The 9,304-nt window shown below is 73.9% G+C and carries 9 protein-coding genes; 6 read left to right on the top strand and 3 right to left on the bottom strand.

The window, feature by feature from the left end; translation table 11 throughout:
• Positions 1-1,858 (top strand): putative bifunctional diguanylate cyclase/phosphodiesterase (locus E4F61_RS02370; RefSeq protein ID WP_133477967.1); only part of this gene is annotated, 1,858 nt, incomplete at its 5' end.
• Positions 1,855-3,075 carry a hypothetical protein gene (locus tag E4F61_RS02365; protein WP_133477965.1) on the top strand — a complete coding sequence of 407 codons (1,221 nt, stop codon included), beginning with the start codon at positions 1,855-1,857 and terminating at the stop codon, positions 3,073-3,075. The genes E4F61_RS02370 and E4F61_RS02365, both read left to right, overlap by 4 nt.
• Before the next feature lie 16 nt (positions 3,076-3,091).
• On the opposite strand, the gene E4F61_RS02360 is transcribed toward E4F61_RS02365, so the two are convergent.
• Positions 3,092-4,843, bottom strand: a complete 1,752-nt coding sequence (locus tag E4F61_RS02360; protein WP_133477963.1) for a putative ABC exporter domain-containing protein — start codon at positions 4,841-4,843, stop codon at positions 3,092-3,094.
• Positions 4,840-5,577, bottom strand: a complete 738-nt coding sequence (locus tag E4F61_RS02355; protein ID WP_133477961.1) for an ABC transporter ATP-binding protein — start codon at positions 5,575-5,577, stop codon at positions 4,840-4,842. Before E4F61_RS02355 ends, E4F61_RS02360 begins: the two co-directional genes overlap by 4 nt.
• Before the next feature lie 125 nt (positions 5,578-5,702).
• Between E4F61_RS02355 and E4F61_RS02350 the strand changes: the two genes are divergently transcribed.
• The 4 genes from E4F61_RS02350 to zapE all read left to right on the top strand — a co-directional run bounded on the left by E4F61_RS02350 (position 5,703) and on the right by zapE (position 9,084).
• Positions 5,703-6,596: a pirin family protein gene (locus E4F61_RS02350; protein WP_133477959.1), complete on the top strand. Its 894-nt coding sequence runs from the start codon at positions 5,703-5,705 to the stop codon at positions 6,594-6,596.
• 110 nt (positions 6,597-6,706) lie between these two features.
• Positions 6,707-7,222: a c-type cytochrome gene (locus tag E4F61_RS02345; protein ID WP_133477957.1), complete on the top strand. Its 516-nt coding sequence runs from the start codon at positions 6,707-6,709 to the stop codon at positions 7,220-7,222.
• A 76-nt stretch (positions 7,223-7,298) separates the two neighbouring features.
• The gene (locus tag E4F61_RS02340; protein ID WP_133477955.1) at positions 7,299-8,000 is read left to right on the top strand and encodes an alpha/beta hydrolase; all 702 of its coding nucleotides are present in this window, start codon (positions 7,299-7,301) and stop codon (positions 7,998-8,000) included.
• Positions 7,993-9,084 (top strand): cell division protein ZapE, encoded by a 1,092-nt coding sequence (gene zapE / locus E4F61_RS02335; RefSeq protein WP_133477953.1) that lies wholly within the window; start codon positions 7,993-7,995, stop codon positions 9,082-9,084. Before E4F61_RS02340 ends, zapE begins: the two co-directional genes overlap by 8 nt.
• A gap of 17 nt (positions 9,085-9,101) precedes the next feature.
• Here zapE and E4F61_RS02330 read toward each other — a convergent pair whose 3' ends face one another.
• Positions 9,102-9,302 (bottom strand): hypothetical protein, encoded by a 201-nt coding sequence (locus E4F61_RS02330; RefSeq protein WP_133477951.1) that lies wholly within the window; start codon positions 9,300-9,302, stop codon positions 9,102-9,104.
• Positions 9,303-9,304: the final 2 nt, after the last annotated feature.

Here is a 9,304-nt window from a genome sequence, read left to right as displayed (position 1 = left end):
GCCCGACCTCGTCGGCTTCATCGCCGCCGCGGTGCCGGTGGACGATGCGCTGCTCGCGCGGTTGCAGGCGCAGTCGGCGCTGCCCAAGGACATCGTGCTGGCCACGCTCGAGCGCGGACGCTGGCGTGCGATCGCGCACGGCGGCGCGGGCGAGCTGGTCGACGCGGTGGCGCCACGCCTGGACACGCTGCCGCGCTCGCCGCGCGTGGTCGGCGTGGGCGCGCGCGAGTACGTGCTGCAGGCGGTGCCGATCGAACGCTCGCGCCGCAGCGCGCCGGTGGTCGCCCTGCTCGGTTATTCGGTGGACGCCGCGCTGCAGCCGTACCGCGGCGTCGCGCTCGCCTGGGGCGCGCTGCTGGGCCTGGGGTTGCTGGTCGGGCTCGCCGGCGCGTGGCTGATCGCGCGCGGCGTGTCGCGGCCGGTCGAACGGCTGGCCGCGTCGGCGCGGCGCATCGAGGCCGGCGACTACGCGCCGCTCGGGCTCGACGCGCGCGGCGACGAACTGGGCGCGCTCGCCACCGCCTTCGATGCGATGGCCGCGGCGATCCGCGAGCGCGAGGCGCGCATCCTGCACCAGGCCGCGCACGATCCCGTCACCGGCTTCGCCAACCGCGGCGCGGCCGAAGCGCGCATCCAGCAGCTCATCGACGCGACGCCCGAGCGCGAGGCGGCGTTGCTGATGGTCGGCTTCGAGCGCGCGGCCGACATCGTCAAGACGCTCGGCCATGCCGTCGGCGACCGCGTGATGCGCGACATCGGCCGACGCCTCGCCGCGCCGTCCACGGGCCTGCTCGCGCGCGCGACCGACGGCCAGTTCGCGATCTTCCTGCCGGCGGCGTCGCGCCAGGACGCGGTCGAGTGCGCGAGCCGCGTGCTCGACGCGCTCGCCGAGCCCTACCGCGAGGCCGACATCCGCCTCGACCTGGTGCCGGCGGTCGGCATCGCGCTCGCGCCGCTGCACGGCGTGGACGCCGCGGACCTGCTGCGCCGCGCGGACGTCGCGTTGATGGCCGCGTTCGGGGGCGGCGACGCGGTGGCGGTGTACGACGCCGCGACCGATCCGCACCGCCCCGAGCGCCTGTCGCTGATGGGCGATCTGCAGCGCGCGATCGAGCAGGACGCGCTGGCGCTGCATTACCAGCCGAAGCTGCGGCTGGCCGACGGCCGCGTCACCGGCGTCGAGGCGCTGGTGCGCTGGACGCATCCGCGGCTCGGCGCGATCGCGCCCGACGCGTTCATCGGCCTCGCCGAGCAGACCGGCCACATCCGCCGGCTCACGCGCTGGGTGCTCGCCGCCGGCATCGCGCAGGCGGCGCGCTGGCAGGCCGCCGGGCTCGACCTGCGCCTCTCGCTCAACATCTCCGCGCGCGACCTCGAGGACGCCTCGCTGCCGCGGCACGTCGCCGGGCTGCTCGCCGCGCACGGCGTGCCGGCCGCGTGCATCGTGCTGGAGATCACCGAAAGCGCACTGATGCGCGATCCGGACGCCGCGCTGCCGGTGCTGCATGCGCTGGCCGCGCACGGCATCGCGCTGTCGATTGACGACTTCGGCGTCGGCCAGTCCTCGTTCGCCTACCTGCGCCGGCTGCCGGTGAAGGAACTGAAGATCGATCGTGCGTTCGTGACGCCGCTGGCCGGGTCCGCGCAGGACCGCGTGATCGTGCGCTCGATCGTCGAGCTCTCGCATGCGCTCGGCTGCGAGGTCACCGCCGAGGGCGTGGAGGACGCGGTCGCGCTCGCGCACCTGGCGACGATGGGTTGCGACCAGGCGCAGGGCTTCACCATCGCGCGGCCGATGGACGCACGGGCGCTCGCCGCGTTCGTCGCGGCGCGCGGCGTGCAGGCAATGGACGCATGAGACGCATCGCGGCCTGCGCGCTGCTCGCCGTGCTGGTCGCCGGCCACGCCTCCGCGCAGGCGCTGCAGCTGCACGGCTTCGTCGACCTGCGCGCGGTGTCGATGCACGGCGACGACGACCGCTGGGTCGGCGGCGGCCTCGGCAAGGCGCGCACCGACGCGGCGAACGACGGCCTCACCGGCGGCGGCGCGCTCGTCGCCGACTGGCAGGCCACGCCGTCGCTGCTGGCGACCGCCAGCGCGCAGTACGTGCCCGGGTCGAGCCATCCGCTCGACGTGATCGATGCATCGCTGCGCTGGCGCCCGGTGTCGACCACGCCGTGGCGCGCATCGCTGAAGGCGGGCATGTTCTTCGCGCCGGTTTCGCTGGAGAACGACGCGCTCGGCTGGACCAGTCCCTACACGCTCACGCCGTCGGCCATCGATACGTGGGTCGGCGAGGAGCTGCGCACGTTCGGTGCGGAAGGCCGCTTGGAGCATCGCGGCATGCGCGGCACGCTGGCCGCGGGCCTCGGCCTGTTCGCGAAGAACGATCCCGCCGGCGAGCTGCTGGCCACCCGCGGCTGGGCGATGCACGACCTGGTGACCGGGCTCGATGCGCGGCTGCGCGAGCCCGATGCCTTTGCGCCGGGCATCGGCACGACCGCGCCGGTGTACTTCCGCCCGTTCCTCGAGATCGACCATCGCCTCGGCGCGTACGCGCTGCTCGACTGGCGCACGCCGGCGCAGGATCGCGCGACGCTGCTCGTCTACGACAACCGCGCCGATCCGACGCGCGACGTGGACTACGCCGGCCGCGAGCTCTACGCCTGGCGCACGCGCTTCTGGAGCGCGGGCGGGCAGCGCCGCTTCGGCGAGTACGCGCTGCTCGCGCAGCTGATGCGCGGCAGCACGATCGTCGAGCCGGCGCCGGGCCTGCGGCTCGATACGCATTTCGCGGCGGGCTACCTGATGGCCGCGCGCGAGGCGGGCCGCTGGCGCCCGGCCGCACGCGTCGACCTGTTCCGGACCGCGCGCACGCCGGCGTTGGAGCCCGCCACCGGCGACGAGCATGGCCGCGCGCTCACCCTGGCGCTGGGCTGGCGACCGCGCGACGACCTGCGCGTGACGGGCGAGGTGCTGCACATCGACAGCACACGCGCGCAGCGCCGGCTCGAGGGCCGCGAGGCGCGCCAGCACGAGACGCAAGTGCAGGCGAGCCTGCGCTGGCTCTTCTGAGTCGGCGCCGGGGGCGTCAGCGCATCTCGGTCGAGACGTCGAAGCGTTCGATGCGACCGCCCAGCCAGCGCACCAGCAGCATGACTTCGGCGGCGAGCACCGCGGCCGCGGCGAGCGCGCCGACGCCCACCGCCAGCGGCATGCTGCCGAGCGCGCGGATCACGAACAGCAGCGCACCCGCGACCAGCGACGCCGGCAGCAGCGCGGTCGCCAGCGTGAGCAGGTAGACGCCGCCGAAGATCAGGCGCTGGCCCATCACGTCGACGCCGCCGCCGCGGCCGCCGGCGGACCAGCCGGGACACAGGAGCACGCCGGCGAACGGGACGCAGAGCATCAGCAGGCAGATGGTCGGCGCCAGCGCGATCGCCGCCACCGCGATGGCGGCGAGCATGCCGGGCGTGAGCCAGCCCGGCGACGACGACCCGGCAAAGGCCAGCCCCGCGGTGAGCAGCAACACCCATTGCGCCGGCACCAGCATCGCCACCGGCGTGAGCAGCTGGCCCAGCGCGATCTGCCAGCCGCGCAGCGGCATGGCGCGCAGCACGTCGAGCCGGTCGAGCGTTTCGCGCAGGCCGCGATGCACCAGCATCGGCCCGGCGAGCGTGCCCCAGCCCGCCACGCCGAGTGCGATCGCACCGACCACCTTGAGCAGCGGCCGGTAGGTCGGCGACGCGCCGAGCCACTGCGTCAGCACCACCGCCGCGACCGTCGCGATGACCAGCGTGCGCACGCGCCAGAACGGCCCCGCCGAGATCAGGCCCTTCCACAGGAACGCCGTCGGGGCCGGGCCGCGGGCGGCGAGCGCGAACGGCGCCCGGCGCGCGCGCGCGGCCTTGCGCCCGAAGCGCATCCGGCCGTCGCGCATCGCGCTGCGCGTTTCCGCGCGCTTCTTCGCCAGCGCGATCGACGCTTCCTCGAACGAGACCTGCGAGCGCACCACCCACGCGTAGTGCAGCAGCAGCAACGCGACCGCGCCCGGCAGCGCCCGCAGGAACGCGGTGCCCGTCGTCGACAGCAGCGGCGCGACGATCCAGCGCAGCGGCGCCAGCACCACGGCGACCGGACCGTGGCCGAGCAGTGCCGCCACCCAGGCCGCGATCGCGCGCGCGCCGCCGGCGACGGGCGGCGCGGGCTGCGTGCGCGCCCAGCCGATGCCCGCCGCGAGCAGCGCCAGCAACAGCAGGGCGACGCCGGCGCGCCGCCACATCGGCCGGATGCCGACGTCGAGCAGGCGCTCGCGCGTGAACGACGCGCCGAGGTAATGCAGGCGCACCGTCGCGAACACCAGCCACAGCGCGGTCGCGTACTGCAGCGGGTTGATGCCGACCGCGCCGCCGCGCCGCAGCAGCAGCGACATCAGGAACACCGACACGAAGATCGCGAGCTGCGCGCGCAGCACGCTGAAGTGGATCAGCCCGGTGCGCGAGATCGGCGCGGGAAACAGGAAGTCGGTTTCCGCCTCGGAAAAACGCAGCGCGGCGCGATCGCTCGGCAGCAGCCACGCCGACGCCAGCACCAGCAGCAGCCCGACCGCCGCGATCGGCGCCACCACGCCGAGGAACTCCGGCGGCACCTGCGCGAAGCGCGCGCCGCCGTGCCCGCCCGGCCGCCCGAGGAAATGGCGGAAGACGAAGAAGTACATGTAGGCGGCGCCGGCGATCGCGCCGACGAGGTATTTCGGCTGCTTCAGCCGGCGCACGCGCTGGCGGACGCGGCCGGCCAGCGAATGCCATTGCATGTACGCCAGCGCACGCGCGACGTCGTTCATGGCCGCGCGACGTCTTCGTCGCCGGTGGCGCGGAAGAACACGTCCTCCAGGCTCGAGCCGTCGTCGCCGGCGAAGCGCGCGCGCACGTCGGCGACGCTGCCGTCGGCCATCGCGCGGCCGTCCTTGAGGATCAGCAGGTGCGTGCAGACCTCCTCGACCAGCCCGAGCAGGTGCGAGCTGAGGATGATCGCCGCGCCCTGCGCCGCCAGGCCCCGCATCACGTCCTTCATGCGGCGCATGCCGCGCGGGTCCAGGCCGGTGAGCGGCTCGTCGAAGATCACCGCGGTCGGCGCGTGCAGCAGGCCGCAGGCGATCGCCAGCTTCTGCTTCATGCCGCGCGACAGCTCGCCCGGCAGCAGCGCCTGCTTGTCGGCCATGTCGAGGTCCGCGAGGATCGACTCGGCCCGTGCGCGGTAGTCGCCCACGCCGTACAGGCGCGCGACGAACGCGAGGTGCTGCGCCACGGTGAGGTACTCGAACAGCCGCGGCTCGTCGGGAATGAAGGCCATCGTGCGCTTGGCGCCGACGGGATCCTTCGCCAGGTCGATGCCGCCCAGCCGGACCGTGCCGAGGGTGGCCGGGATGATGCCGGCCACGCAGCGCAGCGTGCTGGTCTTGCCGGCGCCGTTCGGGCCCACCAGGCCCATCACCTCGCCGGGCCGCACGGCGAAGGAAAGCGAATGCACGGCGGTGAAGTCGCCGTAGCGCTTGGTCAGTCCCTCGACTTCGATCATCGACGCTCCCCCCGGAATGGCCGCATTGTGCGCGCGCGGCGACGCACGCAACAGGCCGTTCCGGCGGCCGAGGCGCGGGTGCGGCCCGCGGCGGTACGCTGGACCGCCCGACCGAGGACTCCGCGATGATCGAGCTCGTGCTCCCCGCCCGCCGCAAGGACCTCGGCGGCTTCGAGGTCGGGCGCGTGCTGCCGGCCGTGCTCAAGCGCGCCGTCGGCCCGTTCGTGTTCTTCGACCACATGGGTCCGGCCGACCTGCCCGCCGGCATCCCGCGCACCGTCGACGTGCGCCCGCATCCGCACATCGGCCTGGCGACGGTCACCTACCTGCTCGACGGCGAGATCGTGCATCGTGACAGCGTCGGCTCCGAGCAGCCGATCCGCCCCGGCGAGGTCAACTGGATGACGGCCGGCCGCGGCATCACCCATTCCGAGCGCTTCGAGAAGGCCCGCGCGCAGGGCGACCACGTCGACGGCCTGCAGGCCTGGGTCGCGCTGCCCGAGGCGGACGAGGAAGCCGAACCCGGCTTCGTGCACGTCGACGCCGCGCAGCTGCCTGCGTTCGGCGAGCCGGGCGTGCACGGGCGGCTGATCGCCGGCAGCGCGCTCGGGCTGACGACGCCGGTGCCGGTCGCGTCGCCGCTGTTCTATCTGCACCTCGAGCTGGCCGACGGCGCGCGCTTCGCGCTGCCGGCCGAGCACGCCGACCGCGCGGTGTTCGTCGCCCGCGGCGAGGTGGAGGTGGACGGGCAGCGCGTGGCCGCCGGGCACATGGCCGTGCTCGCCACCGGTCGCGCGACCGACCTCGTCGCGCACGGCGCGGTCACGGTGATGGCACTGGGCGGCGAGCCGCTGGGCCCGCGCTTCCTCGAATGGAATTTCGTGTCCTCGCGGCGCGAGCGCATCGAGCAGGCCAAGGCCGACTGGCGCGCCGGGCGCATGAAGCTGCCCGACCTCGACCACGACGAATTCATCCCCCTGCCCGGCGATCCGCCGCCCCCGCCGAACCCGATGTCCTGAGCGGTCCGCCGCCGCGGGGCCGGTGATAAACTTCCCGGCCCGGTGGCGCGTCGCGTCCACCGCCGACCCCAAACCGGCCCCGCGCGCCCCGGGCGCGCCCAAGGTGGATCGTGCGCAATTACGACATGGTGTTCCTGAAGAAGTTCTCGATGATGATCGGCTTCCTGCTGATCGTCATGATCAGCCTCATCCTCGCGGCGCTCTACCTCAACGGCTCGCTGCCGGCCGAGCGCGACCCGGCGATGACGCGCCTCACCGAGGACCGCATCGCGCCGACCGGCGCGGTCTACGCGGGCCAGACCGGCGCCGCGCAGCAGGCCGCCGCCTCGGCCGCCGCCGCCGCGGCCGCCGCTTCGCAGGTCGCCTACGGCGGCACCAAGGACGGCTCGGTGATCTTCGGCCAGCTCTGCTCGGGCTGCCACGGCTCGGGCGCCGGCGGCGCGCCGACGCTCGACAAGGCGCACTGGGCCGCGCGCATTCCCAAGGGCGTCGACACGCTGCACAAGCATGCGATCGAAGGCTTCCAGGGCAGCGCGGGCGTGATGCCGGCCAAGGGTGGCAACCCGGCGCTGACCGACGAGCAGGTCATGGCCACGGTCGACTGGATGCTGGCCAACCTCAAGTAAGGCCCCGCGCCTTCCGCCACGACGCCGCCTCCGGGCGGCGTCGTCGTTTCCACGCCCCGCCGCGTAGCCTGTCCCCATGCCGATGCCCCCCTTTCCCGACGCACCGCCCGGCGGCGTGGTCCGCCTGATGCTCGAGGGCCCCGCCGGCCCGCTCGAGGCGGTGGTCGACATGCCCGAGGCCGGCGTGCCGGCACGCGACGTCGTCGCCGTGCTCTGCCACCCGCTCTCCACCGAGGGCGGCAGCCTCTCCAACAAGGTGGTGACGATGGCCGCGCGCGCGCTGCGCGAGCTCGGCGCCACCACGGTGCGCTTCAACTTCCGCAGCGTCGGCCACAGCGCCGGCGATTTCGACAACGGCGTCGGCGAGTCCGACGACCTGCGTGCGGTGGTCGAGTGGGTGCGGCGCGAGCGACCGGATGCCGCGCTCTGGCTCGGCGGCTTCAGCTTCGGCGCCTACGTCTCGCTGCGCATGGCCGACGCGCTGCAGCCCGCGCTGCTGTTCTCGATCGCGCCGCCGGCCGGCCGCAGCTGGGACTTCGACGCGATGGGGCTCTACACCGGCCCGTGGTTCGTGATCCAGGGCGAGGCCGACGAGATCGTCGAGCCCGCGCGCGTCTACGACTGGCTCGCGCGGTTGTCCGAGCTGCGCCAGCCGCCGACGATCATCCGCCTGCCCGGCGCGAGCCACTTCTTCCACGGCAAGCTGATGGACCTGCGCCAGGCGATGCAGGACGGCGTGCGCGCCGAACTGCCCTCGTTCGACGCCGCGCATGGCTGAGCCGCGCACGCCCTCCCAGCGCTATGCCGACGGCGTGGCGCGCGGCGGCTGGCAGTTCGATCCGGCGCAGCAGCCCGCGCTGGTCGAGCTCGACCGGCTGCAGGCCGCGCTGCTCGATCCGCCCAAGCTCGGCCTGTTCGATCGCCTGTCGGGCAAGCGCCCGCCCGCACCGCAGGGCCTGTACCTCTGGGGCGGCGTCGGTCGCGGCAAGACCTTCCTGATCGATCTCTTCTACGAATCGCTCCCGTTCGCGGAAAAGCAGCGCACGCACTTCCACCGCTTCATGCGCGAGGTGCACGAGGCGCTGCGGCGGCACGCCGGCGAGAGCGATCCGCTGGCGCTCATCGCGAAGGAATGGCGCGGCTCGCTGCGCGTACTGGTGCTCGACGAGTTCTTCGTCAACGACATCGGCGACGCGATGCTGCTCGGGCGCCTGCTCGAGCGCCTGTTCGCCGAGGGCGTGGCGCTGGTCACGAGCTCGAACACCGCGCCGCCGAACCTCTACAGGGACGGCCTGCAGCGCGAGCGCTTCCTGCCCGCGATCCGCCTGCTGGAAGCGAACACGCGCGTGCTGTTCCTCGACAGCACGACCGACTACCGGCTGCGCGCGCTGACGAAGTCGCCGGTGTACCGCGCGCCGCTCGATGCCGGGTCGGACGCCTGGCTCGCCACGCGCTGGCAGGAACTCACCGGCCACCCGCCGGTCCCGCATGCGCCGCTGCACATCGAGGGCCGCGACATCCCGGTGCGCGCCTGCATCGAGGGCCATGCCTGGTTCGACTTCGCGGCGCTGTGCGAAGGCCCGCGCGCGGCCAGCGACTACATCGAGATCGCGACCGAGCACCACACCGTGCTGGTCGGCGGCATCCCCCGGCTCGACGACACCCGCGCCGACCCCGCGCGCCGCTTCGTGCACCTGATCGACGAGCTCTACGACCGCCACGTCAACCTGGTCTGCACCGCCGATGCCGACCCGACGGCGCTCTACCGCGGCGACAGGCTCAGCGGTGCGTTCGAGCGCACCGCCTCGCGCCTGATCGAGATGCAGTCGGCGGAGTACCTGGCGCTCGAGCATCGCGGCTGAGCGCCCGGTGGGGGTGGTCAGTGCAGGCGACGCGACTTCGCGCTGACGATCTCGTCGTCGACCCAGCCCAGCGCGGCGTCGTCGCTGTCCCAGCCGTCGGCGTAGTTGTAGCGGCGGAACTCGTACAGCTCGTCGGACGCGCGCGCCTTGCGCACCGGCGCGGCGGGCAGCGTGGCGGTCGTCGACGGGCGTGCGGCGGTCTCGGTCGTTGCGTGCATCG

The sequence above is a fragment of the Cognatilysobacter segetis genome, assembly GCF_004359965.1.
In the GTDB taxonomy this organism is placed as follows: Bacteria; Pseudomonadota; Gammaproteobacteria; order Xanthomonadales; family Xanthomonadaceae; genus Cognatilysobacter; species Cognatilysobacter segetis.
The sequence above is the reverse complement of the archived record's forward strand: the minus strand, read 5'-3'. Positions and strand labels throughout refer to the sequence as shown.

Coding starts and splice junctions, on each gene's coding strand:
- E4F61_RS02365 (WP_133477965.1), top strand. CDS start 1,855: ATGAGACGCATCGCGGCCTGCGCGCTGCTCGCCGTGCTGGTCGCCGGC.
- E4F61_RS02330 (WP_133477951.1), bottom strand. CDS start 9,302: ATGCACGCAACGACCGAGACCGCCGCACGCCCGTCGACGACCGCCACG.
- E4F61_RS02360 (WP_133477963.1), bottom strand. CDS start 4,843: ATGAACGACGTCGCGCGTGCGCTGGCGTACATGCAATGGCATTCGCTG.
- E4F61_RS02340 (WP_133477955.1), top strand. CDS start 7,299: ATGCCGATGCCCCCCTTTCCCGACGCACCGCCCGGCGGCGTGGTCCGC.
- E4F61_RS02350 (WP_133477959.1), top strand. CDS start 5,703: ATGATCGAGCTCGTGCTCCCCGCCCGCCGCAAGGACCTCGGCGGCTTC.
- zapE (WP_133477953.1), top strand. CDS start 7,993: ATGGCTGAGCCGCGCACGCCCTCCCAGCGCTATGCCGACGGCGTGGCG.
- E4F61_RS02355 (WP_133477961.1), bottom strand. CDS start 5,577: ATGATCGAAGTCGAGGGACTGACCAAGCGCTACGGCGACTTCACCGCC.